The sequence below is a fragment of the Mycobacterium sp. WUMAC-067 genome (assembly GCF_020217485.1).
In the GTDB taxonomy this organism is placed as follows: Bacteria; Actinomycetota; Actinomycetes; order Mycobacteriales; family Mycobacteriaceae; genus Mycobacterium.
Map to the genome: position 1 here is coordinate 17281 of NZ_JAEKMI010000025.1, position 22976 is coordinate 40256.

General features: G+C 66.9%; 23 protein-coding genes and 1 pseudogene. 16 read left to right on the forward strand and 8 right to left on the reverse strand.

All coding sequences use genetic code 11. The features are described from left to right. Positions 1–30: 30 nt before the first annotated feature. The 4 genes from JF781_RS17785 (at position 31) to JF781_RS17800 (ending at position 3806) form a co-directional block, all read left to right on the forward strand. Positions 31–912: an LLM class F420-dependent oxidoreductase gene (locus tag JF781_RS17785; RefSeq protein WP_225328203.1), complete on the forward strand. Its 882-nt coding sequence runs from the start codon at positions 31–33 to the stop codon at positions 910–912. A gap of 5 nt (positions 913–917) precedes the next feature. Then, positions 918–1388 carry a nuclear transport factor 2 family protein gene (locus JF781_RS17790; protein WP_225328202.1) on the forward strand — a complete coding sequence of 157 codons (471 nt, stop codon included), beginning with the start codon at positions 918–920 and terminating at the stop codon, positions 1386–1388. A 267-nt stretch (positions 1389–1655) separates the two neighbouring features. Then, positions 1656–3431 (forward strand): molybdopterin-dependent oxidoreductase, encoded by a 1776-nt coding sequence (locus tag JF781_RS17795; RefSeq protein ID WP_225328219.1) that lies wholly within the window; start codon positions 1656–1658, stop codon positions 3429–3431. 93 nt (positions 3432–3524) lie between these two features. Then, positions 3525–3806: a LapA family protein gene (locus JF781_RS17800; RefSeq protein WP_225328201.1), complete on the forward strand. Its 282-nt coding sequence runs from the start codon at positions 3525–3527 to the stop codon at positions 3804–3806. A gap of 5 nt (positions 3807–3811) precedes the next feature. Here the strand turns inward: JF781_RS17800 and JF781_RS17805 are convergent, their stop codons facing one another. The 6 genes and pseudogenes from JF781_RS17805 to JF781_RS17830 all read right to left on the reverse strand — a co-directional run bounded on the left by JF781_RS17805 (position 3812) and on the right by JF781_RS17830 (position 8856). After that, the gene (locus tag JF781_RS17805; RefSeq protein WP_225328200.1) at positions 3812–4240 is read right to left on the reverse strand and encodes an SRPBCC family protein; all 429 of its coding nucleotides are present in this window, start codon (positions 4238–4240) and stop codon (positions 3812–3814) included. Positions 4241–4349: 109 nt separating this feature from the next. Beyond that, positions 4350–4907: a hypothetical protein gene (locus JF781_RS17810; protein WP_014942085.1), complete on the reverse strand. Its 558-nt coding sequence runs from the start codon at positions 4905–4907 to the stop codon at positions 4350–4352. 168 nt (positions 4908–5075) lie between these two features. Further along, positions 5076–5899: pseudogene (locus JF781_RS17815) on the reverse strand (SAM-dependent methyltransferase). A gap of 7 nt (positions 5900–5906) precedes the next feature. Continuing rightward, on the reverse strand, positions 5907–6758 hold the full coding sequence (locus tag JF781_RS17820; RefSeq protein ID WP_225328199.1) for a helix-turn-helix domain-containing protein: 852 nt from the start codon (positions 6756–6758) through the stop codon (positions 5907–5909). A 322-nt stretch (positions 6759–7080) separates the two neighbouring features. Beyond that, entirely contained in the window at positions 7081–7368 is a 288-nt protein-coding gene (locus tag JF781_RS17825; RefSeq protein WP_225328198.1) for an antitermination regulator, read from the reverse strand. 264 nt (positions 7369–7632) lie between these two features. Continuing rightward, a complete protein-coding gene (locus JF781_RS17830; protein WP_225328197.1) occupies positions 7633–8856 on the reverse strand; it encodes a CaiB/BaiF CoA-transferase family protein in 1224 nt (407 codons plus the stop codon). A gap of 284 nt (positions 8857–9140) precedes the next feature. On the opposite strand from JF781_RS17830, the gene JF781_RS17835 reads away from it, so the two are divergent. Genes JF781_RS17835 through JF781_RS17870 form a run of 8 tightly spaced genes read left to right on the forward strand, consistent with a single transcriptional unit; the run spans position 9141 to position 17711 of the window. Beyond that, complete coding sequence (locus JF781_RS17835; RefSeq protein WP_225328196.1) at positions 9141–10004, forward strand: mycofactocin-coupled SDR family oxidoreductase; 864 nt, start codon at positions 9141–9143, stop codon at positions 10002–10004. After that, complete coding sequence (locus tag JF781_RS17840; RefSeq protein ID WP_225328195.1) at positions 10004–11008, forward strand: thiamine pyrophosphate-dependent dehydrogenase E1 component subunit alpha; 1005 nt, start codon at positions 10004–10006, stop codon at positions 11006–11008. The genes JF781_RS17835 and JF781_RS17840 overlap by 1 nt, the downstream gene beginning before the upstream one ends. A gap of 4 nt (positions 11009–11012) precedes the next feature. After that, positions 11013–12011, forward strand: coding sequence for an alpha-ketoacid dehydrogenase subunit beta (locus tag JF781_RS17845; RefSeq protein ID WP_225328194.1), 999 nt, complete (start codon positions 11013–11015; stop codon positions 12009–12011). After that, a complete protein-coding gene (locus JF781_RS17850; protein WP_008257090.1) occupies positions 12004–12240 on the forward strand; it encodes a biotin/lipoyl-containing protein in 237 nt (78 codons plus the stop codon). The genes JF781_RS17845 and JF781_RS17850 overlap by 8 nt, the downstream gene beginning before the upstream one ends. A 16-nt stretch (positions 12241–12256) precedes the next feature. Then, positions 12257–13129 (forward strand): enoyl-CoA hydratase-related protein, encoded by an 873-nt coding sequence (locus tag JF781_RS17855; RefSeq protein WP_225328193.1) that lies wholly within the window; start codon positions 12257–12259, stop codon positions 13127–13129. 8 nt (positions 13130–13137) lie between these two features. Next, on the forward strand, positions 13138–14673 hold the full coding sequence (locus JF781_RS17860; protein WP_225328192.1) for an acyl-CoA synthetase: 1536 nt from the start codon (positions 13138–13140) through the stop codon (positions 14671–14673). Between the two features lie 12 nt (positions 14674–14685). Then, the gene (locus tag JF781_RS17865; RefSeq protein WP_225328191.1) at positions 14686–16038 is read left to right on the forward strand and encodes a Rieske 2Fe-2S domain-containing protein; all 1353 of its coding nucleotides are present in this window, start codon (positions 14686–14688) and stop codon (positions 16036–16038) included. Next, positions 16035–17711, forward strand: a complete 1677-nt coding sequence (locus JF781_RS17870) for an FAD-binding protein (RefSeq protein WP_225328190.1) — start codon at positions 16035–16037, stop codon at positions 17709–17711. The genes JF781_RS17865 and JF781_RS17870 overlap by 4 nt, the downstream gene beginning before the upstream one ends. Positions 17712–17791: 80 nt before the next feature. Here JF781_RS17870 and JF781_RS17875 read toward each other — a convergent pair whose 3' ends face one another. Further along, positions 17792–18640 (reverse strand): enoyl-CoA hydratase-related protein, encoded by an 849-nt coding sequence (locus tag JF781_RS17875; protein ID WP_225328189.1) that lies wholly within the window; start codon positions 18638–18640, stop codon positions 17792–17794. 110 nt (positions 18641–18750) lie between these two features. Here JF781_RS17875 and JF781_RS17880 point away from each other — a divergent pair, with 110 nt between their 5' ends. The 4 genes from JF781_RS17880 to JF781_RS17895 all read left to right on the forward strand — a co-directional run bounded on the left by JF781_RS17880 (position 18751) and on the right by JF781_RS17895 (position 22393). After that, entirely contained in the window at positions 18751–19587 is an 837-nt protein-coding gene (locus tag JF781_RS17880; protein WP_225328188.1) for a nitrile hydratase subunit beta, read from the forward strand. Positions 19588–19620: 33 nt separating this feature from the next. Next, positions 19621–20325: a thiocyanate hydrolase subunit gamma gene (gene scnC, locus JF781_RS17885; protein ID WP_225328187.1), complete on the forward strand. Its 705-nt coding sequence runs from the start codon at positions 19621–19623 to the stop codon at positions 20323–20325. A gap of 7 nt (positions 20326–20332) precedes the next feature. After that, complete coding sequence (locus tag JF781_RS17890) at positions 20333–20704, forward strand: thiocyanate hydrolase (RefSeq protein ID WP_225328186.1); 372 nt, start codon at positions 20333–20335, stop codon at positions 20702–20704. A gap of 324 nt (positions 20705–21028) precedes the next feature. Then, a complete protein-coding gene (locus JF781_RS17895; RefSeq protein ID WP_225328185.1) occupies positions 21029–22393 on the forward strand; it encodes a DEAD/DEAH box helicase in 1365 nt (454 codons plus the stop codon). Between the two features lie 15 nt (positions 22394–22408). Here JF781_RS17895 and JF781_RS17900 read toward each other — a convergent pair whose 3' ends face one another. After that, positions 22409–22954 (reverse strand): bifunctional 2-polyprenyl-6-hydroxyphenol methylase/3-demethylubiquinol 3-O-methyltransferase UbiG, encoded by a 546-nt coding sequence (locus JF781_RS17900; RefSeq protein WP_225328184.1) that lies wholly within the window; start codon positions 22952–22954, stop codon positions 22409–22411. Positions 22955–22976 lie beyond the last annotated feature (22 nt).

Consider the following 22976-nt stretch of genomic DNA (forward strand, 5'->3'; position numbering starts at 1 on the left):
CGACCGGCCGCCTTGTTAGCTTCAGCAACCATGAAGGTCTCAGTCGTGGCCCCGGTCGCCGACGGTGTCACCGCGGACCCCGATTGGATGGTGGCTTTCGCGCGCCACCTCGAGGCGTGCGGATTCGAATCGATCGTCGCCGTCGAGCACACGGTCCTGCTCACGCGCTACGACAGCGTTTATCCCTACGACAGTTCCGGACGGGTCGGGCTGGCGGCCGACTGTCCCATTCCCGACCCGCTCGATCTGCTGGCGTTTCTGGCGGGCCACACCACCAGCCTCGGGCTGGCCACCGGGGTGCTGGTACTGCCCAATCACCACCCGGTGGTGCTCGCCAAGCGGGTCGCCACCGTCGATGTGCTCTCGGGCGGAAGGCTGCGGCTGTGCGTGGGCGTCGGCTGGCTCAAAGAAGAGCTGCAGGCGTGCGGCGCGGACTTCGACAACCGGGGCAGGCGTGCCGACGAGCAGCTGGCGGTGATGCGCGCGCTGTGGGCCGACCAACCCCGGGGGGCATCATTCCACGGCGACTTCTTCAGCTTCGACAATGTGACGAGCTATCCCAAACCCGTTACCGCGGAACGGTTTCCGGTGCACATCGGCGGCCATAGCCGAGCGGCCGCGCGCCGGGCGGGGCGCTTCGGCGAGGGCTTCCAGCCGCTCGGCGTCACCGGAGACCGGCTCGCCTCGCTGATCGCGCTCATGCGCGACGAGGCCTCGGCGGCGGGCCGCCATCCCGCGACCCTGGAGGTTTCGCTCGGCCACAGTGTCACCAAGATCGACGCCGAGCGCGCGGCGAGCCTCGTCGATCAGGGCGCCGACCGGCTGGTGTTGGCCATGCCGCCGACCGCCGACATCGAGCAGGCCAAAGACGCCCTGTCGGCGTGCGCGCAGCGGCTGTCACTGGTTTCGTGAGGCCGATGACGCTGTCCGCCGACGAGCGAATGGCGCTCAGCGATGTGGTCCACCGGTACGCCGCCCACGTCGACGACCGTGAATTCGATGCCGTCGCGGACCTTTTCACCGTCGAGGCCGAGTTGGTCGTGCCCGCACCACCGGCCGATCTGCTGCCGATACATGCGCATCGCGGCCGGGAAGCCATCGCGAGGGCCGTCGCGGCCGTCGCCGCGGTCGCGCGCACCGAGCACGCGATCGTCGGTGAGGTGTACGAGGCGGCCGGGCGGCCGGGCACCGCACGAGGGCGCGTCACGTGCGTCGCCCACCACTGGAACCAGCGCGGCGACGAGGTGGTGGATGTGGTGTGGCATCTGCGCTACGACGATGACTACCGCCTGACCGACGGGCGCTGGCGGATCGACCGCCGGGTCTTGACCATCAACGCCATCGAGGCTCGGCCGGCCAAACGATTGCGGCCCCGCGACCCGGCGTAGCCCCGACCATCCCGGAAGTTGTAGGTAAACTCACAGCTACCGCCCAGGGTCCGAGTTTGCGGCGTAAGCCTTCGCCTTCCTGTCGCAGTTGCGGCGATCGTCACCAATGCCCTGGCGGATTCTGCCCGCTGGCAACTGTTGCCGACGAATATATGGCGCGACAAGACTCGCCCAGCGGCGTTTTTTCCAATCAAACTTGGATTTATCCAGGTGTTTTCGTGTATTTTCAAGCCCGTGACGCATGCCGAAAGCAAGCACGTTGATCCGGTGGGGAACAGCTCGATCTCGACGTTGGCGGTAGGCACGCCGCTGACATCCGATCCTGGTTATCGGCACGAGATCCATACCGCTCACGACACCATCGATGTTGAGGAGTACGGCGGCGGGTTCGATCTCACGAGGCGGGCGACCGCCCCGAAGTTGCGCGTCGGCCGCGACCGGTGGTTCAACCTACTGTGGCTGATCCCGATCGGCTTTGCCTTGTTGATCGCGTCGGTGGCGATCGGTAAGGGTTTGCACAACATCCCGGCCATCCAGTCGTTCATCGCGCGCTACCCCGGGACCGACCCGCACAGCGGCGCTCCGGCCGGGCTGCCGGCGTGGATCGGTTGGACGCACTTTTTCAACCTCTTCATGATGATGTTCATCATCAGGACGGGGATTCAGATTCTCTGTGACCATCCCCGGCTTTACTTCAGCCGCAACGCCACCCCGGGCAAAGATGAGTGGCTGCGGGTCGGCCCACCGGTGCCTGACGACGAGCTCTGGACCGCCAACGCCGACACCGTCGCCCTCCCACCGCAATTCGGCCTGCCCGGATTCCGGCACTCCATCGGGCTGGCGCGGTGGTGGCACCTCGGCGTCGACGTGCTGTGGCTCCTCAACGGGGCCGTGTTCTACGTGCTGCTGTTCACCACCGGGCAGTGGCGCCACATCGTGCCGACCAGCTGGGACGTCTTCCCCAACGCCGCGTCGGTCACGATTCAGTACATGTCGCTGGACTGGCCGACTGACAACGGCTGGGTCGCCTACAACGGCCTGCAGCTGCTGTCGTACTTCACCACCGTCTTCATCGCCGCGCCTGCCGCGTTGATCACCGGCCTCGGGATGTCGCCGGCGCTGTCGCAGCGCGTGCACTGGCTGAGCAAACGCCTGAGCATTCAGCACGCACGGTCGCTGCATTTCCTGGTGCTGGTGTACTTCCTGTTCTTCATCCTGGTACACGTGACGATGGTGTTGACCACTCAGGCACTGCGGAACCTCAACCACATGTTCGCCTCCCGCGACGACAACAGCTGGATCGGTTTCTGGATCTTCGCCGCGGCCATGGTGCTGACGGCCGTCGCGTGGGTGTGGGCCACACCGTTCACCATCAAGCACCCGCGGGTCGTTCAGCGGGTCGGGTACGCCCTGGTCGGCCCGTTCCAGCGGGTGCTCGAGCGGCTGGACCCCAAGCCGGGCGCCTTCACCGAAAAGGACATCTCGCCGCACCACTGGCGCAACGGACGCCTGCCGGAGACCGTCGAGTACAAAGAACTCGAGCGCGACGACTTCAAGGACTGGCGGCTGAAGGTCTACGGGCTGGTCGAGCACCCGATGGAGTTCTCGCTCGAGGACTTGATGGCGCTGCCCTACCACGAGCAGATCAGCCAGCACTTCTGCATCCAGGCATGGTCGGGCGTCGCCAAATGGGGTGGCGTGCAAATGAAAACGATCATGGACATCGTCAAGCCACTGCCCGAGGCGAAATGGGCGGTGTTCTATTCGATGGGTCTCGGCGCCACCGGGGGCATCTACTACAACGCCCATCACATCGGCCAGATGGACCACCACATGACGATGCTGGCCTACAACATGAATGACCAGCAGCTGCCGTACATGCACGGCAGGCCGCTGCGGCTGCGCAACGAGCTGCAACACGGCTTCAAACTGGTCAAGTGGATCAAGGGCATCGAATTCGTCGCCGACTACCGCGACATCGGAAGCGGTTACGGCGGCTACAGCGAAGACCACAAGTACTTCGGGCGGCACCAAACCCTGTAAGGCCCGTCAACTCCTCCAAGTCGTTTGTCCACCGGGCGTTTTGGGTAGCTCCAAAGAATCGGCCGGACGGAAGCGACAGCAGAGGAGACGCCCATGAGGCACAGCCCTGTCGACCATCATCGGACCGCCGCCCGCGATCGCGACGAATCGGTGCCTGATGCGGCGCCGACGCCCGGACTGGTCGTGGTCTGCGCCGCGGCGCTGGCGTTCGTGGTGTGCGTCGCGAATTTCGCTCTGGGGCAGGCGCGCGCGGGCGTCACCGCCGCGATCGTCGCGATGCTCGCGTTCGGGGCGGGGCTGGCGTGGCTTGCGATGGACCGCAGGCGGATTCGCCAGGAACAGCGCGAGTGGGTGATCGGACACCCGGGCCGCTAGCTCCGCTACCGCAACGACGCGAGATTGTTCACGGACTTTTGCACATCGGATCGCAGCACCCGGGCGACCAGTCCCCCGATCGGCCCGCTGAGTAAGCCGCCCTTGAGATCGGCGGCGAGGTGAAAGGTCGATCCGGGGTTGTTCGCGGAGACGGTCATCTCCACGTTGAGCCGGATTCCCCCGCGGCCGCGGCCTTGCAGCTCAATCGATTTCGGCTCGTCGTACCGGGTGACGGTCCAATGGATGACGTTGCGGAAACCCTTGACTTTCACGCACGACGAGACGCAGGTGCCCTTCTCGATCGTGGCCGGAACGGGACTTCGCCATCCGGCGAAGATCGTCATCCACTCGTTGAACCGGTCCAGGTCCGACGCCAGCTTCCAGGCCGCTTCCGGCTCCACCTTCGAGGACACCGAAACATCTACTCGAGCCAAGGCGTTTCTCCGCTCCTCCGCCACATCACCAGCGCTGCCACCTACGGGTGACAGACGCACAACCGTGGGTGAGTACCCCAACACCGCCGGCCCTATTCGTTGGCCAGGCTCAGGGCCATGCCTGTTCGAGTTGCTGAGCGACGTCGATGATCTGTGCGGCCTGCGACGCCGGCGCGTCGATTTCGGTCGCGACATACTGCGCGATGAATCGCCGGATCTCGCCGTCCACCCCGGCCAAGATCCGCAGCACCTCGCCGCGGATGGATTTGGACGAGACGTTGACGGTGATGTCGGAAGGCCGCGGCTTGGCGACGTCGACGATCAACAGCAGCGGTTCGGCCGCGCGCGCCGTCGCACGCAGGGCGATGTCGCCCGAGACCACGAAGCGCTGCTTGTCGAGCCACAGGTCCACCAGCAGATCGATCGACAGCGGAATGTGGATGACGAAGGTGATGCTGTCGCCCAGCCGGCGGGTGACGCGGGGTTCCTGGATTTTCACGTTCGCGCTGACCTTGGCGATCTTGCCCGGCCCCTGGGCGATCGGCTCCATGTCGAACTCGCTGCCGGCGATGTCGGCGAACGCGGCGGCAACACGCTCGGGGGTGACGGCGACCTCGAAGAACCGGCGACCGAATTCCTCGTAGGTGACAAAATCGTGATTCGACATAGGCTTATACGGTCTCACGTCGCCTGCCCGAACGGCCGCTGATCCGCTCGCGTCGCAGGAATACGCGTCAGTTCCCGTCCCGGTAAACCGGGCCCGCGCGGCGGGTGATCTGCGTCGATCCCGCCGGCCTGTGAAGCCCGCCACACGCGGCGGGCTTGCGAACCGACGCTAGGCCTTGATCGCCTCGACGAAGTAGCCGCGCGGTATTCCGGGCACGTCGAGCGGGACCACCGGATGGTCCCAGCGATTCCACTTCGTTCCGGGCTCGGCGACATCGGTAACTTGGGCCGTCCAGCCGTGCCGCTCGACAAGGGACGCCGGTGCGTCGGTACCGAACGTCCATGGCGCACCGAGGCGCCGCATGAATTCCAGGGTGGGCTGCAGGAATTCCGCTTCCATCAACGTCGCCCCGACCAGGTCATAGAGCACCCGCGAACCCGGCGCTGATAACGCGTCGATCCTGGTGAACAAGGCGCCGACATCCGATGCCTCGAGGTACTGGAGCAGACCCTCGACTAGCCACACCGCCGGTGCAGATGATGAAAATCCATAGGAACGCAAGGCCTTCGGCCAATCGTCGGCCAGATCGATTCCCACCGTGACCCGATGGCACCGGGGTTGCTCGCCGGCGAGCCGTTCGTCTTTGATCGTGGTCACCCGCGGCTGGTCGACTTCGTAAACGGTGGTGCCCGGCTGCCACGGCAGACGGTAAGCGCGGGCGTCCATGCCCGCGGCGAGGATCACCACCTGCGAAATGCCGTCCGATGAGCCCGCAGCAGGCGCTCATCCCAGAAGCGAGTCCGGATGGCGATTTGCGGTGACGTTGCGCCCGTCTTCGCCACGGCTTTGGCAAGCAATTCGCGACCTTCGTTGCCGGCGAGCCGTTCGGCGAACGGATCGGTGAACAGTCGGTCCCGGCGCGACGATTCCTCGGCGCGCATCGCGGCAACCAACAGGCCTGTGTGAGCTACGGCTCGTCCGGTGTCTTCCATGTCGCAATCATGTGCACGCCCGAGCGAATGGTCTTGGATATTTGTGCCGCTCGAGCGGGACGTGGCTGGGCAACAGGATGCGCTGCCGCCGGTAGTACGTCGGCGTCGTCCCGCTGAACGCCCGGAATTCCCGCACGAAGTGGGATTGGTCGAAATACCCTAAGTCGGCGGCGATGCGGGCGCCGCCCGTGCCGTCGCCAAGGCGCTTCAGCGCGGCTTGGAAGCGTCGGGCACGGGCGAATTCCTTTGGGGGCAAGCCAACTTCGGCGCGGAACAGTGCGATGAGCCGCTTGGTGGACAAACCCGTCATGCGGCGGACGTCAGCCAGTCGAATCGAGGGATCGGCTTCGACCGCAACCATCGCGGCAGCGACGCCGGGATGCCGATGCACCGACGAGCGCGCCTGCGCGAGCATGAACTCCTCCAGCAGACGAAACCTGGCCGGGACGGACGGCGCCTCGATCAAGCGCTCGTGCAAGTCGCGTCCTCGCCGTCCCCAGATCTCACCGCCGCCCACGGGTCCATCCGCCAGGTCGCCCAACGGTATGCCCAGAAACGGAAATGCGCCCCCGGGTCGGAAATGAATGGCCATGACGGCCTCGTCGGCCGCGATGTCCGAGACGTAGGGCGTGTTCTGCGATCCCGTGACGAACGCAGGCGGAACGCTCATCTCGGTGGTGCCGTCGGCGGCATAAAGGTCCAGGTGCTGGCGGTGGCCAACGTCGAAGACGATCGTCACCGCGCCGCGCGGCAGCGCTCGGCTTCGGTATCTCGCCCCGCGATGAAGCCAATGCCCAAAGAATTCGATATGGTCCGCCAGCACAGAGCCCGGGCGGTACAGCTGCGGCGCCGAGCCCATCAGCAGACCCGGTTCACATCGCGTTGGACACCGGTCACAGAGGACATTCTCGCACTTCGCTCGACGCCTACGACCTTGGATACGGTGCGCGCCCGTCAGCGGAACAGGCTTATGCCGTAGTCGGTTTCGGACATCGGTCGATTGGCCGCCCTGATCTTCCGCCAGCGCCTGCTACCCCGCCCGCGCGCCGGCCAATAGAGCTCGAGCCCCAAGGCGCGACCCGCGGAACGGTCCGGTGCTTCATCGAAAGAGTTATCGAAAGAGTTGGAGACGGCCGGGTTACCCCTCGAAAGCTCGGCCGTCCCAACGTCTTGGTGCCCGCTCAACAGGTCACTGCGGCGGACTCGAACAGCGGTCCCCATTCGCGCCGGGCCGCGGATTGCGCATCGACGAAGCTCGGTGTCTGTTGGCCATCGCCGGCCAGATGCACCAGGGCCCATGCCATCGCGAACACCGGCACCTTGTGCCGCAATGCCGCGCTGTGCAGTTCGTCCAATGCGGCGTCCGAGGGGCATCGGCGCAGCCCGATGAGAATGCCCCGCGCGGTGTCCAGAATGCGACCGGAGTGCGGACCGCACGAAGTCTGGGCGGGAACCCAGTTCGTTGACATGCTGTGGATACCTCCTGCGGCGCCGTTCATGAATCCGTCACTCACGTACCGGACGAGGAATTCGTGTGTGCTACGCATCGTCGCGGCCGCATACCTCAAAAGCGCCCTGTGCCATGATTTGTCGATTGCCCGCGTTCTGCCAGACCGCCGCCGACATCGATATGCGCCCGTGACCGTTTCGGAATCGGTTGCTAACCACGGAATCCGCGACGCGTGGTATCGAAACTGGGTTGCAAAAATGCGCGATTAGGCCGATCCCCTACCCTAGAGAATCGCCTTGAGTTCCTTGGCCTTGGCGATGTCGTCCCAATCGACGTCGAGCTCCAGCAGGATTTCCTCGGTGTGCTGTCCGTGTTCGGGCGCACGCGCGGGCGCCGGCGGGGTTTCGTCGAATTGCACTGGCGCGGCGACGATTCGGTACTTCTCGCCGTGGTCGTCGACGTTGGTCACCACGTAGCCGTTGGGCTCGACCTGCGGGTCGTTGAGGGTCTCCCGCGGCGTCGCCAGGGCGCCCCACACGCCGGGTTCGTCCGCGAGCGCGCGTTGCCAGTGTGCGAGGTCGTGGCGGGCGAACGCATTCGCGAAAAGTTCGGTCGCCGCGGCGGCGTTGGCGATCAGGTTGCTCGACGGGACGAAGCGCTCGTCGTCGGCCAGCTCGGCGAGGCCCATGCGCTGGCAGAAGCCCACCCAGAATTTGTCCGGCTGCAGGAATACCAGCTGGATCCACCTGCCGTCCTTGGTCTTGTACCGGTTGACGAGGGGGTTGATGGCCAGGCCCGGCGGGGCGCCCGGAATGCCGTCGATGTCGAAGAAGTCGGCGGCCGAAATGGAGGGCGCTATCGACCACATCGCCTGGGCGAGCAGCGAGGAGTCGACGATGGTCGGCTCGCCGGTGCGTTCGCGATGGAACAGGGCGGCGCAGACGCCGCCGGCCAGCGTCGCACCACCCTGCAGGTCACCGAAACCGGGTCCCTGAACCGCTGGGGTCTCGCTGCCGAACGGTGTGAGCGTGTACGCGACCCCGCCCCGCGCGAGGTACGTCGCGGCGTCGAACCCGCCCCTGTCCCGGTCCGGGCCCCGCACTCCCAGCCCGGTGCCGCGCGCGATGATGATCTTCGGGTTGAACGAGCGGATGTCGTCGACGGTCAGGCGCGCCCGCTCGAGCGCGCCCGGCAGCCAATTGGTCAAGAACACGTCCGCGCTGGCCAGCAGCCGGCCGAAGAGCTCACGGCCGGTCGCCGATTTGATGTCGATCCCGATGCTGCGCTTGCCGCGGTTGCCCAACTCGAGGATGAAGTCGGCGTCGGGGCGGGCGGCTTGCCGGGTGAAGCCGCCGACCACCAGCGCGCGGCCGGGGTCGCCCGAGGTGACGCCCTCCACCTTGATGACGTCGGCGCCCCAGTCCGACAGGGCGGCACCGGCCGACGGCACGTAGGTCCACGACGCCAACTCGATGACCCGCACGCCGTGGAGAACACCGTCGGACATCGCCAACCCCCTTGTTCGCTGCCATTCCTTGCTATTTTAGATATTCTAGCTAGTCTTGGGCGTAGTGATAGCCCGTCCGCAGGTCAGCGCAGTTTTTCGGGGAAGAGACGCGATGGAGCCGAGCGAAGGTCTCATTTCGCCGCCCTCCGTGGTGATCGCGTGTCGCGGCACGACCCGGCCGGGTGACCGGCCCCCTCCTTCTCGTCGCGGCGGCGGCCGTCAATCCGAATGCCGTTGGGCCCCAAGGTCGATCGTGATATAGCCGCACGGACGAAGGACGAGGGATGGGCAGAGTAGCGGGCAAGGTGGCCGTCATCAGCGGCGCCGCGCGCGGCCAGGGCCGTTCGCACGCGCGGATGCTGGCCGCCGAGGGTGCGGACATCATCGCGGTGGACCTGTGCGCGGACATCGAGACCAACGAGTACCCCCTGGCCCGTCCGGAGGACCTCGACGAGACGGCGCGGCTGGTCGAAAAGGAAGGGCGACGCGCATACACGGCGGTCGCGGACGTTCGCGACCGCGTCGCCTTGTCCGCGGCCATCGATGCCGGCGTCGCCGAGTTCGGGCATCTGGACATCGTGGTCGCCAACGCGGGGATCTGTCCCCTGACCGCGGGTCTGCCGCCGCAGGCTTTCGCCGACGCCGTGGACGTGGATCTCATCGGTGTGCTGAACCTGGTGCACGCGAGCCTCAAACATCTGCGCTCCGGCGCGTCGATCATCGTCATCGGCTCCAACGCGGCGTTCATGTCATCCCTGAGCACCTCCGGAATCGACGGCGGTCCCGGCGGGGCCGGGTATGCCTTCGCGAAACTGGCTGCCGCACACTACGTCAACGACTTCGCGTTGGCGCTCGCCCGGTTTTCCATCCGGATGAACGCGGTGCATCCGACGAACGTCAACACCGACATGCTGCACAGCCCACCGATGTACCGCGCGTTCCGGCCGGATTTGACAGAACCGACCCGCGAGGATGCCGAGCCGGTGTTCCCGCTCGTGCAGGCGATGCCGGTCCCCTACGTCGAACCCGAAGACATCAGCGAGGCGGTGCTGTTCCTCGCTTCGGATGCGGCGCGCTACATCACCGGTCAGCAGTTGCGCGTCGACGCCGGGGGCTTCCTGAAGGTCAAACCCTGGTCGGGAGCGTGATGACCACCAAACGCGGTGCACCGCAATGGGGCTCAGAGGGCGTCGAGCGCCGCCTGTACGAGCTGATGGTGCTGATGAAGGCGGCCGACGATCGACTGTCCAAGGGCATCGGCACCGGCGAGTTCATGTGCGTGTACTGGCCCTCGCGGGGCCAGGAGGCGATCGCCGCCGCGATGGGCGTGGCGCTGCGGCCCGACGACCAGCTGGTGACGACCTACCGCGGCCTGCACGACCTGATCGGCAAGGGCGTCCCGCTCGAGGAGATCTACGGCGAGATGATGGGCCGCACGGTCGGCGCCGGCCGGGGCAAGGGCGGCACCATGCACATCGCCAATCCCGCTAAGGGCGTGATGCTTTCGACCGGCATCGTCGGTGCCGGACCACCGGTGGCCGTCGGGCTGGCGATGGCCGCCAAACGCAAGGGCATCGACCGCGTCACTGTGGTCAGCTTCGGCGACGGCGCCACGAACACGGGCTCGTTTCACGAGGCGGCCAACATGGCCGCGCTGTGGGACCTGCCGCTTGTCTTCGTCTGCCAGAACAACCTCTACGCCGAGATGACGCCGACGTCGGACACCATGAAGCTCGAACACGTCGTCGACCGGGCCGCCGGCTACGGCATGCCGGGCGTGCGCGTCGACGGCAACGACCCGCTCGCGGTGAAAGCGGCGCTCGACGACGCGCTGCGGCGGGCGCGCGACGGAGACGGCCCCACCTTCATCGAATGCGTCACGTTCCGCTTCCGCGGCCACTACTTCGGCGACCGGACGCCCTACATCCCCAAAGAGCAACTCGAGGCGGCGATGGCCGCCGACCCGGTGCCCCGGTTCCGCAGCCACTTGGCCGCGACCGGCGTCTGCGATGACGACGAACTCGACCGCATCGACAGCGACGCGTCGGCCGCGGTAGAGGCGGCGCTGCAAATCGTGCTCGGCGCGGACTCCCCGTCGATCGACGAACTCGACCACGACGTGTACGCCACCCCGATCGCGTTCCCGGTGTGACCGCATGGACGACAAGGAGATGACCATGCGCGAGGCGCTCAACCTCGCGCTGGACCAGGCGCTCGCGGCCGACGAACGGGTGTTCCTGCTCGGGGAGGACATCGCCGATCCCGGCGCCACCGGGCCGACGGCGGGCTTGTCGACGAAGTACGGCCACGACCGCGTCCTCGACACGCCGATCTCGGAGGCCGCGATCGTGGGCGCGGCCATCGGCGCCGCGATCGACGGGCTGCTGCCCGTCGCCGAGATCATGATCATGGATTTCATCGGGATCGCCGCCGATCAGCTGATCAACAACGCCGCCAAGCTGAGGTTCATGACCGCCGGGCGCACGTCGGCGCCCATCACCGTCCGCACCCAGGTGTACGCCGGATTGGCCACGGGTGCAACGCATTCGCAGAGCCTGGAGGCGTGGTTTATGCACATCCCCGGGATGAAGGTGATCGTGCCGTCCACCCCGCGGGACGGCAAGGGGCTGCTGACGGCGGCGATCTTCGACCCCGATCCCTGCCTGTTCGTCGAAACGATTCGGCTGCAGAGCAAGAAGGGCCCGGTCCCCACCGAGCCCGGGTTCTCCATCCCGCTCGGCCAGGCCGACATCAAGCGGCCGGGCACCGACGTCAGCGTGATCGCCTACGGCCGCTGCGTGCACGAGGCGCTGAGCGCCGCGGAGACGCTAAGGGAACGGGGTGTCAGCGCCGAGGTGATCGACCTGCGCACCCTGGTGCCGCTCGACGTCGACACCATCGTGGGGTCCGTGCGCCGCACGCGCCGAGCCGTGATCGTCCATGACGCCGTGCAATTCGGGGGCCCCGGAGCGGAGATCGCCGCGATCCTGCACGCACAGCTCTTCGGGGAGCTGGCCGCGCCCGTCGAGCGGGTCGCCGCACGATTCGTCCCCAACCCGGCCGCGGCGGCGCTGGAGGCCCAGGTGTATCCGTCGCCGGCGCGGATCGTCGAAGCGGCCCTGCGCACCTGCGAGAGGACGAAGGTGCGTGGCTGACTTCATCATTCGCATCCCGCGGGTCTCGGTGGCGGTCTCGGAGGCCGAACTGACCGGGCTGCTCGTCGGCGCCGGCGAGCACGTCGAGGCGGGCACGCCGATCTACGTCATCGCCACCGAGAAGGTCGAGCAGGAGATCGAAGCCGGGGCGACGGGGACCGTGCGGTGGACGGGCCAGGTCGGGACCACCTACGACATCGGCGCCGAAATCGGCGTCATCTCGTCATAACGAAGAAAGGTATCCCATGGATCTCAACGAGACCCGCGAGAGAATCATCTACGAAAAGGACGGCCCCATCGCGCGCGTCACCCTGAACTGGCCGGAGAAGGCCAACGCCCAGGACCAGAAGTTGGCCGAGGAAGTCGACGCGGCACTGGCCGACGCCGACCGCGACTACGACATCAAGGTGCTCATCCTCAAGGCCAACGGCAAGGGTTTCTGCTCGGGCCACGCGATCGGCAACAACGCCGTCGATTACCCGTCGTTCGTGGAGAACGCCATGGTCACCGGCCACCCCTGGAAAGCCCAGAGCGACTTGTTCGTCAAGCCGACACTGAACCTGTGGGAGTTCTCCAAACCCACCATCGCCCAGGTGCACGGCTACTGCGTGGGCGGCGGCACGCACATGGGCCTGACCACCGACATCGTCATCGCCTCCGAGGACGCCTACTTCTCCTACCCACCCCTGCAGGGGTTCGGCATGCCGTCGGGCGAATGTTCCATCGAGCCTTGGGTTTTCATGAACTGGCGGCGCGCCGCCTACTACCTGTTCACCGCCGAGGTGATCGACGCCAGGAAGGCGCTGGAAGTCGGCCTCGTCAACGAGGTGGTCAAGCGTGAGGACCTCGACGCCCGGGTGGACGCGATCGCCCGCCACATCGCCCAGGCGCCGTTGACGACGCTGATGCTCACCAAGGCCAATCTCAAGCGGGCCTGGGAGCTGATGGGCATGCGGGTGCACTGGCAGAGCTCCAACGATCTGGTCGCGCTCGCGTCGATCAGCAAGGACGTGCAGCAGCTGATCCAGACGGTGTTCAAGGACAAGGTGTTGCCCTCCGAGCACGCCCGCCGCCAGGCCGCCGCGGCCGCCCAGACCGACGGCGCCGCAACCACATAGGGTTCGCGGTGAACATCGCCGACCACGCCCGCAGTGCCGCGCAGTCGCCGGCGCTCATCGTCGCGGACGGCGAGGTGATCTCGTACGCCCAGCTGCACGCGCGCAGCCGGCGGGTCGCCGCGCTGCTGCACGACGCCGGGCTACGACGCGGCGACGGCGTCGCGCTGGTCCTGCCGAACCGGCCCGAATTCCTCGAAATCGCCTGGGGTGCTCAGCTGTCCGGCCTCTACTACACCCCCGTCAACACCCACTTCACCCCCGACGAGGTGGCCTACGTCATCGACGACTCCGACGCCAAAGCGGTGTTTGTCGACGCCTCGAGGCCCGAACTCGCCGCGCACCTGCGTTCCGCCAATGCCGCGCCGGTCGCCCACGTCGCCGTCGGGGGCTCGACGGACGGCTGGCAGTGCTACGAGGACGAGCTTGCCGCGGCCGGCGAAGCGCCACCGGTGTCGGATGGCTCGGAGATGCTGTATTCGTCGGGCACCACGGGACGGCCCAAGGCGGTGCGGCGGCCGCTTCCCGAGGACGGCAACGGATCCTGGGCGCAGTCGGTGCTGGAGATGGCCCTGATCCACAAGTACGGGATGGGCCCGTCGAGTGTGTACCTGTCCCCCGCGCCGCTGTATCACGCGGCGGGGGTGAACTACACCATGGTTGCCAACCGCGTCGGCGCCGCGTCGGTCCTCATGCGCAGGTTCGACGCCGAGACCGTGCTGCGGCTGATCGAGACCCACCGGGTGACCCACGCCCAGTTCGTGCCGACAATGTTCGTGCGCATGCTCAAACTGCCCGAAGCCGTGCGACGGCGCTACGACGTGTCGAGCCTGCGGTGCGTCATCCACGCGGCGGCACCGTGCCCGGTCGATGTCAAGCACCGGATGATGGAGTGGTTCGGACCGATCATCCACGAATACTACGGCGGCACCGAGGGATTCGCGGGCACCACGATCGGACCACGGGAGTGGCTCGACCATCCGGGTTCGGTGGGCATCCCGATGGCCCCGGTGCACGTGGTCGGCGAAGACGGGCGGGAGCTTCCCGTCGGTCAATCCGGCGAACTCTATTTCGAGGCTGGACCGGACTTCGAATACTTCAAGGATCCCGCCAAGACCGCGTCGGTGTACAACGACCGCGGCTGGCGCTCGCTCGGTGACATCGGATACGTCGACGAAGACGGGTACCTGTACCTCACCGACCGGTCGACGTTCATGATCGTCTCCGGCGGGGTCAACATCTATCCGCAAGAGGCGGAGAACCTGCTCGTCATGCATCCAAAGCTGTTGGACGCGGCGGTGTTCGGGGTCCCCAACGAGGAATTCGGCGAAGAGGTCAAGGCCGTCGTGCAGCCGGCCGCCGGCATCGTGGCCGGGCCGGACCTCGAGGCCGAGCTCATCGACTACTGCCGGACCCACCTGGCCGGCTACAAGTGCCCGCGCAGCGTGGAGTTCGACCGCGCGCTGCCGCGGGACCCGAACGGAAAGCTCTACAAGAGGCGCATCCGCGAACGGTACTGGCAGGGACGGGTATCGCGGATCTTGTGAACGAGGATGGCTATGAACGCTAGGAACGTGCCGTGGGCGGTCCGGACCCCCGATCGGATCCCCAAGCAGCGCTACTACGACCCGGATTTCTACGCGCTGGAAGCCGAGATGCTGTGGCCCCGCACGTGGCAAATGGCGTGCCGGCTGGAGGAGATCCCCCGGCCCGGCGATTACGTCGAATACGAAATCCTCGACGAGTCCGTCATCGTGGTGCGGGTGGACAGCCAGACGGTGCGCGCCTACCACAACGCCTGCCGGCATCGCGGCGTAAAGCTGGTGGAGGGCAACGGGAACCGCCGCACCTTCGTATGCCCCTTCCACGGCTGGTGCTGGGGCCTCGACGGCCACAACACGTTTGTGCTGCGGCCCGAAGCCTTCGCCGACGAGAACCTGGCCGCCGACGACCTTCGACTCGTGCCGGTGCGATGCGAGCTCTGGGGCGGTTGCGCGTGGATCAACCTCGACGACGACGCCCCGGCGCTGCGTGACTGGATGGAACCGTTCGCATCGGTGTACGACGCCTGGCAGGTCGACTCGCTGCGCGTCGAGTGGTGGAAATCGTGCCGACTGCCGGTGAATTGGAAACTCGCCGCCGCGGCGTTCATGGAGGGCTACCACGTCCCGCAGACCCATCCCCAGTTGCTGCCGTCCGCGCAGACCGGCGACGTTGCCGCGGCGGTGCACCCGGTCGTGGCGAGCAGCCTGTATTTCATGCGCACCCTCGGTGACGGCATGGCGGGCATGACGCACGAGAACGACATCCGCATCGCCGAGGGCCTGCAGAACATCGAGCTGCCGTCCGACCCGGCGGCGGCGATGGCCGCGTGGCGCAGCGCGCTGAACGACGCCGTCGTCGACTGGCATCGCGCCCGGGGCAGCGGCATGCCCGACCTCAACGACCTGGTCCGCCGCGGGATCACCGACGCGATCGGGTTCGCATTCCCGCATTACTTCATCCTGCCCACCTACAGCAGCGCGTCGTCGTACCGCATCCGGCCGCTGGGGCCCGAGGACACGTTGTTCGAGATCTGGTCCCTCGCCCGGCTTCCCAACGACGCGTCGGCCGGTAAACCGACGCCCCCGGTACCGATGGCGCCCGACGACCCGCGCTGGCCGCCGATTCCCGCCCAGGACTTCTCCAACCTGCCGCGGCAACAAAAAGGATTGCATTCCAAGGGCTTTGACTTCATGCGGTTGTCCCACCAGATCGAAGGACTGATCTCCAACTTCGAGCGTGTCATCGACGGTTTCCTGGCGGGCCTGCCGTACGACGCGCTGGTGCCCGCGATCCAGAAGACCAACACCACCATCGACGTGCCGATCGCCGATCTCGGCTTCACGGCGAGCTCCGTGGAGGCGCGATGAGCGCCCAGTGGGACCGCTCCGTGGATCTGCTAATCGCGGGCAGCGGCGGCGGTGGCATGGTCGCCGGGCTGGCCGCCCTGGACTGCGGGCTCGAGCCCCTCATCATCGAAAAGCAGTCACTGGTCGGCGGTTCGACGGGCCTGTCGGGGGGCATCGTGTGGCTGCCGAACAACCCACTGATGCGCAGGGATGGCGTCGCCGACTCGCACGAGGACGGTTTGGCCTACCTGGCCGACGTGGTCGGCGACATCGGGGCGCCGTCCTCGCCCGAGCGGCGCGAAATGTTCCTCACGGCGGGCCACGGGATGATCAATTTCCTCACCCGCAAGGGCGTCAAATTGGTCCGGTGCGCGGGCTGGAGCGACTACTACCCGAACCACAAGGGCGGCAACGCGTCCGGCCGCGCGGTCGAGGGAATCCCGTTCGACGCCGCGCAGTTGGGTGATTGGCGCGACAAGGTGCAGCCGCCGCTGGCCAAGAACTACGGATACGTGGTGCTGACCAACGAGTTGCGTTCGGTGCAATACTTCAACCGCTCGCCGCGCGCGTTCGCGGTCGCGGCCCGGGTGTTCCTGCGCACCGCCGCGGCGCGGGCCCGGCGGCGCCAGATCCTCACCAACGGCGCCTCGCTGATCGCTCAGCTGCTCAAGGCGCTGATGGATCTCAGCGACGGGCATCCCCCGCTGTGGACCGACGCCGCGATGGCGGACCTCGTCGTCGAGGACGGCCGCGTGGTGGGCGCGCGCGTCGTGCGCGACGGCACGCCGTTGAACGTCGAGGCACGCAAGGGAGTCCTGCTGGCCGCGGGCGGATTCGGCCACAACAAGGAGATGCGCCGCCGGTACAGCGGTGACCAGCCCAACGAAGGGCAGTGGTCGATCGCCAACGCCGGTGACACCGGCGAGGTGCTCGAGGCGGCGATGCGCCTGGGCGCCAAGACCGATCTGCTGGACGAAGCGTGGTGGCTGCCTTCGGTTTTCATCGCCAACGGTGGGGCCGTGGCCGCCTCGCTCGGATCGGGCCGCCAGCGGCCCGGCGCCATCTACGTGGACTCGAGCGGCCGGCGGTTCTGCAACGAATCGAACTCCTACGTCGAGGTCGGCAAAGCGATGTACGCCAACAAGGCCGTGCCCTGCTGGATGATCTTCGACAACGGATACGTCCGCAGATACGTCACCAGCGCCAACCCGCTCAAGCGGAACCAGGCGTTGCCGCCGGAGCTGATCGAGTCCGGCGCCGTGAAACGGGCCGAGACGATTGGAGAGCTCGCCGGCGAGATCGACCTTCCCGCAGACGAATTGGCCCGCACGATCCAGCGGTTCAACCGGTACGCGGCCAAGGGTCTGGATCCCGACTTCGGCCGCGGCCAGTCCGCCTATAACGACTGCCTCGGCGATCCGGGGTACCGGCCGAACGCCGCCATCGGGCCGCTCGACACCGCGCCGTACTACGCGACCCGGGTGCTCCCGGCCGACGTAGGAACGTGCGGGGGCGTGCTCACCAACGAGCACGCGCAGGTCCTCGACCAGCAGGACCGGGTGATCGAGGGCTTGTACGCCACCGGCAACACCACGGCGACCGTGATGGGCCGGACCTACCCGGGTGCCGGGGCGAGCATCGCCAGCTCGATGGTGTTCGGTTACGTCGCCGCCCGCCACGCCGCCGGCAAGTAACGGCGAAAGGACCCGTCAGGCGGGCATTCCCGCCGAACGTGACACTGTCGTCACGCTCGCCGCCGAACGTGACACTGTCGTCACGTTGGCGGGGACTCGTCGTCGTCGCGGTCGACGAATTCACGCGGCTTCAGGCCCGACTGCATGAGCTCGGCCCGCCGCGCCTGCACATCGGACGCGGCGCCGACCATGTTCGTCAGGATGTGACTGACCTGCAGGTGCACCCGCATGCCCATCAATTCCCACGCGCGCTTCACGTTGTTCTTGACGGCCATCAGTGTGGTCAACGGGATTTGGGCGATCCTGCGCGCCATCTCCTCGACGGTGTCCTCGAGCTGATCGCGCGGCACCACCCGGTTCAGCAGACCCCAGTCCAGGGCCTGCTGCGCGGAGAGGGTCGGCGCCAGCAGCAGCCAGTCCATGGTGCGGTGCCAGTTCATCAGCAGCCACGGCTCGATCATGGTGTGCCCGCCGGGCTCGCCGAGGCTTTGGGCAAGGGGCATCTGGAAATACGCGTCCTCGGAGGCCACGCAAAAGTCGGTCAGCAAGCCGAGATAGATTCCCCCGCCCATGCAATAGCCATGGATCTGCGAGATGGTCGGCTTGGGGAATTCCCACAGGTACAACGTCGGCCACAGGAACAGGTCGGCGGTGCCCTTGTAAAGGTCCTCGAACGTCTCGCCGAAATCCGGGTACGGGTTTTCGTCCGGGCCCCAACGCGCCACGTGCCCACCGCAGAATCCCTTGCCGTTGGCTTTGAGGATGACGACCTTGATGTCCTTGTCGCGGTCGGCCTCGTGCAGGCAGTCGTCGACCTCGGTGACCAGGATCGCGTCTTTGGTGTTGGCCTTGTCCGCTCGGTTGAGGATGATCCGCGCAATTGGCGGTTCGCGTTCATAGATGACCGCTTCGAGCTCGCGCCGCTCCATGGTCGGACCATACCCTTCCGCATCCCGCGCACCGGTGATTTGGCGGTTGCGCGACCGCGGCGCGAGGAGTGAGCTGTAGTGGGTGCGCAGTGCCGACGGATGGGGCTGAGATGGCGACTCCTCTCGAACGGGTGCAGCAGCTGGACCTCGTGGCCCGGCTCAAATCCGCCTACCCCGAACTTCCGGACGCTCCCACGCCGGATCTCATCGACCACGAGCGATTCGCCGCCTACGTCAAGACCCCGCACGACGTCGGCGGCGAGCCGGACGCCCCGATCGAGTTCGAGAACAAGGAGTACGAGATCTGGGAGCACAACACCTATGTCATGTGCGAGGTGCTCGGCTGGCGCGGCATCTGGCTGTCCGAGGAACGGCGCCGGATGGGCAACGTCGATCTCGGCCGCACCATTTATCTCGGCCTTCCCTATTACGGGCGGTGGCTGCTGGCGGTCGCACGCGTGCTCGCCGAAAAGCACCACATCGGTCTGACCGAATTGGCCGAACGAATGGCCGAGGTCAAGGCGCGCTACGCGGACGGCCCGAGCGGAAAGCCCTTGGCGGCCATGCCGAAGTTCGAAGGCGATCCCGCACCCGTCAACCGCAATCGGCACCATATCCACGCCGCGGGCAAGGGTGACCCACAGGTGTACGCCGGGCAGGCCGGCGCACCGAAGTTCGGTGTCGGTGACAAGGTCGTGGTGCGCGATCTCCCCGTGCTGCTCTACACCCGCACCCAGGAATATGTGCGCGGCGCGACTGGCGAGATCGCGGTCGTGTCCTATGAAAGCCCCGCCGCCGAGGACGAGACGTGGGACGGCGCGGACCAACGGCCCGAGTGGTTCTACATCGTCCGGTTCAACCTCTCCGAGCTGTGGCACGGCTATACCGGTCCCGGCAACGACACCCTGCAGACCGAGATCCCGGAACGATGGCTGGAATCGGCCTAGCCACGGGATCCGAGTTCGAGAAAGGACTACGGCATGAGCGCTGACGAACACGATCACGAGCGCACCGCCGCGCCCATGGTGGATGAAATCACCGACTTCGAAGTCCTCGAGATCGCGCTCCGCGAATTGTGCATCGAGAAGGGGCTTTTCACCGCGGAGGATCATCGCCGCTTCACCGAGTTCGCCGAACAGATCGGCCCGACGCCCGCGGCGCGCCTGGTGGCGCGGGCCTGGCTCGATCCCGACTACAAGGAGCTGGTTCGCTCGGATCCGCTTGCCGCCAGCAAGGAGGTGGGCGTCGACTGGCTGGAACCGACCGGATTCGGGACCCCGAGTGACTTCACGGCCCTCCACGTGCTCGAAGACACCCCGACGCTACACCATGTGATCGTCTGCACGCTGTGTTCGTGTTATCCGCGGCCGATTCTGGGCAATTCGCCCGAGTGGTATCGGACGCCCAACTATCGCCGCCGCATCGTCCGCTGGCCCCGCCAGGTGCTCGCGGAGTTCGGCCTGATCCTTCCGGAGGACGTCGAGATCCGGGTGGAAGACTCCAACCAGAAGCACCGGTTCATGGTGATGCCCGTCCGTCCCGACGGAACGCAGGGCTGGACCGAAGACCAACTCGCCGAGATCGTCACGCGCGACTGCCTGATCGGTGTCGCGCTGCCCAAGCCGGGGGTGACAACCAACGCCGTCACCCAGACCCGAGCCGCCGTCCATCCCGCAGCGCCCTGAGGCACAGATGAGCACCGCGCACAACCCTCGCCCGATCGCGGAATCCACGGTCGCGCCGCTGACGAAAATCGTTGAGCGCAACCAGATCTGGAGTCGTATGACCGCGAAGTACGGGGTCGACAACCCGGTACCGCCCTGGCAGACGAGTCTCGACGGGATTTGCGATGCGATCGACCAAAGCCGTTGCGGCGCAGAGGCCCTCGGGTTCGCCGAGCGGCGGGAGGATGAGGACACGCTGTCGGCGACCGTCTACGCCGAACTGCCCTACCCGGAGAACCGGCTGGTTGCGCTGGCCCACTCGCTCGTCGCGCGCGGCGTCATCGACGAATCCGAACTCGAGGCAAGGCTGACCGCCGTGCGGGCCAGGTTGGAATCCTGAGCGACGTCATCGCAAATAGTGAGCTCCAGCACAACAACCCTTGCTTTTCGCGGCTGATGAGGGGCTTCGGTCGGCGATGCGCTACGCTGGCGACAACGTTGGCTTCATAACACTGCATGCCAACACCGTCGTGGAACGCTTCCTCATCCCCCTGGTGCCCAGCGAAGAAGATCGCGCTTGACACCTAGATGAGCGTGCATCGTGCACTAGCTTGTCTCGCGGCGATCGATTTTGCCACCCGGCAATCTCGCCATCCTCGTGCCGATGCCCGCGTGACCTCTCGTCTCCGACACGGCACCACCGATGCCTGAAAGGCACCGAAAAGTGACTACCGACAAGACTTTCGCCGAACTCGGCGTGGGCAAAAACATCGTCAGCGCGCTCACAGCGCGCGGCATAACACACCCCTTTCCGATTCAGGTGGAAACCCTGCCCGACACACTCGCCGGCCGAGATGTCCTCGGCCGCGGGAAAACCGGCAGCGGAAAGACTCTCGCATTCTCGATCCCCCTCGTCAGCCGCCTCTCCCCCGGAAACCGGCGCCCCGCACGACCATCGGGGTTGGTTCTCGCGCCCACCCGCGAGCTCGCAACGCAGATCACCGCGACGCTCGAGCCGTTGGCGGCGGCCTGCGGCCTGCGGGTCACCACGATCTTCGGCGGGGTATCGCAGAGCCGTCAGGTGTCCGCGCTCAAATCCGGTGTCGACATCGTCGTCGCCTGCCCCGGCCGGCTCGAGGACCTGATGAAGCAACGTGTGATCAGCCTCGAGGCGATCGAGATCACCGTGATCGACGAGGCGGATCACATGGCCGACCTCGGTTTCCTGCCCGGCGTCACCCGGATCCTGGCCGCGACCCCGAACGGCGGCCAACGAATGATGTTCTCGGCGACCCTGGACAATGGCGTCGACAAGCTCGTCACCCGGTTCCTCCAGAACGAGGTGTTGCACTCCGTCGACGGGGCCGACTCACCGGTGGCGCAAATGACCCATCACGTGTTCCACGTGGCCAACGCTGCGGCCAAGAAGGACCTGGTGCACCGGCTCGCTTCCGGCACCGGGCGTCGGATCCTGTTCATGCGCACCAAGCATCAAGCCCGCAAGCTCGCCAAGCAGCTCACCGAGTCCGGCGTTCCGTCGGTCGACCTGCATGGCAACCTGTCTCAGCCCGCGCGCGAGCGCAACCTGGCCATGTTTGCCTCCGGTCGCGCCCGCGTGCTGGTGGCGACCGATATCGCCGCGCGCGGTGTGCACGTCGACGAGGTCGAACTCGTCGTGCACATCGACCCGCCGAGCGAGCACAAGTCCTACCTGCATCGGTCGGGACGCACCGCGCGGGCGGGAAGCGCCGGTGACGTCGTCACCGTGGTGCTACCCGAGCAGCGCCAAGATACGCAGGTGTTGCTGCGCAAGGCCGGCATCAAGGTCGCTCCTCAGCAGGTGACCGCGACGTCGGATGCGGTCCAGGTGCTCGTGGGTGAGGTCGCCCCCTACCAGGCCCCGGCGCCCGCCAACGTTCCCGCGCGCCAGCATCGCCAGAACACCGGCGGTAACCGGCGGCGACGGGGCAACGCCCGGTCACCCAAGGCCAGTTCCCCCGCCGAACCGGCGATATCGCACCGCAACGCCACACCGACACGGCGACTGGATCGTCGCCGCTCGAGCCGCGCACAAGGCAGCGCCGGATAGTCCGCCTTCTGGCGGTCAGGCTCGCGCCAGCAGCCAGGCCTGACCGCCTCCTTCACCGGCGGCGACCGCTTCCAGTTGAGCGAACGCGGCGGTTAGCTCGCCCGGCGCCGCGCGAAACGGCCCCGGTGGCGCCCCCACCTCGCTGAGCACGGCGATCGCCAGCAGCCCACCGGGCACCAGGCGCTCGATGATCGCACGGTCGAGGCGACGGTCCCGGAACTTGCAGCAGAGGACGACGTCGACGGGCGCACCCGCCGGCAGGCCGCCGTCGAAATCGGCGACGTCGAAGCGACAGCGGCCGGCCACCGAGGCACGCTGAGCCAAATCCCGCGCGTGGGCGATCGCCACCGGGGAGATGTCCAGCCCCACCACGTCCAGGCCGCGCAACGCCAGCCAGACCGAGCCGATTCCCTGCCCGCAGGCCAGGTCGAGCGCGGTGCCGGCGGTGGGAAACTCCTGCGCGTGGCGCGCGAAAACATCGGGCGGCGCAACCGAATCCAGCGTCGGCGGCGCCTTCGCCGCGTACCGCTCGTCCCAGCGATGCCGGTCCGATTCGCCCATACGCGACACTCTAGGACCCGCT

Bases quoted from the DNA above. Each gene is read 5' to 3' on its own strand.
- JF781_RS17785 (WP_225328203.1), top strand. From the start codon at position 31: ATGAAGGTCTCAGTCGTGGCCCCGGTCGCCGACGGTGTCACCGCGGAC.
- JF781_RS17830 (WP_225328197.1), bottom strand. From the start codon at position 8,856: ATGTCCGACGGTGTTCTCCACGGCGTGCGGGTCATCGAGTTGGCGTCG.
- scnC (WP_225328187.1), top strand. From the start codon at position 19,621: ATGAGCGCTGACGAACACGATCACGAGCGCACCGCCGCGCCCATGGTG.
- JF781_RS17870 (WP_225328190.1), top strand. From the start codon at position 16,035: ATGAGCGCCCAGTGGGACCGCTCCGTGGATCTGCTAATCGCGGGCAGC.
- JF781_RS17825 (WP_225328198.1), bottom strand. From the start codon at position 7,368: ATGTCAACGAACTGGGTTCCCGCCCAGACTTCGTGCGGTCCGCACTCC.
- JF781_RS17875 (WP_225328189.1), bottom strand. From the start codon at position 18,640: ATGGAGCGGCGCGAGCTCGAAGCGGTCATCTATGAACGCGAACCGCCA.
- JF781_RS17845 (WP_225328194.1), top strand. From the start codon at position 11,013: ATGGACGACAAGGAGATGACCATGCGCGAGGCGCTCAACCTCGCGCTG.
- JF781_RS17820 (WP_225328199.1), bottom strand. From the start codon at position 6,758: ATGGGCTCGGCGCCGCAGCTGTACCGCCCGGGCTCTGTGCTGGCGGAC.
- JF781_RS17835 (WP_225328196.1), top strand. From the start codon at position 9,141: ATGGGCAGAGTAGCGGGCAAGGTGGCCGTCATCAGCGGCGCCGCGCGC.
- JF781_RS17800 (WP_225328201.1), top strand. From the start codon at position 3,525: ATGAGGCACAGCCCTGTCGACCATCATCGGACCGCCGCCCGCGATCGC.
- JF781_RS17810 (WP_014942085.1), bottom strand. From the start codon at position 4,907: ATGTCGAATCACGATTTTGTCACCTACGAGGAATTCGGTCGCCGGTTC.
- JF781_RS17790 (WP_225328202.1), top strand. From the start codon at position 918: ATGACGCTGTCCGCCGACGAGCGAATGGCGCTCAGCGATGTGGTCCAC.
- JF781_RS17900 (WP_225328184.1), bottom strand. From the start codon at position 22,954: ATGGGCGAATCGGACCGGCATCGCTGGGACGAGCGGTACGCGGCGAAG.
- JF781_RS17880 (WP_225328188.1), top strand. From the start codon at position 18,751: ATGGCGACTCCTCTCGAACGGGTGCAGCAGCTGGACCTCGTGGCCCGG.
- JF781_RS17855 (WP_225328193.1), top strand. From the start codon at position 12,257: ATGGATCTCAACGAGACCCGCGAGAGAATCATCTACGAAAAGGACGGC.
- JF781_RS17890 (WP_225328186.1), top strand. From the start codon at position 20,333: ATGAGCACCGCGCACAACCCTCGCCCGATCGCGGAATCCACGGTCGCG.
- JF781_RS17840 (WP_225328195.1), top strand. From the start codon at position 10,004: ATGACCACCAAACGCGGTGCACCGCAATGGGGCTCAGAGGGCGTCGAG.
- JF781_RS17865 (WP_225328191.1), top strand. From the start codon at position 14,686: ATGAACGCTAGGAACGTGCCGTGGGCGGTCCGGACCCCCGATCGGATC.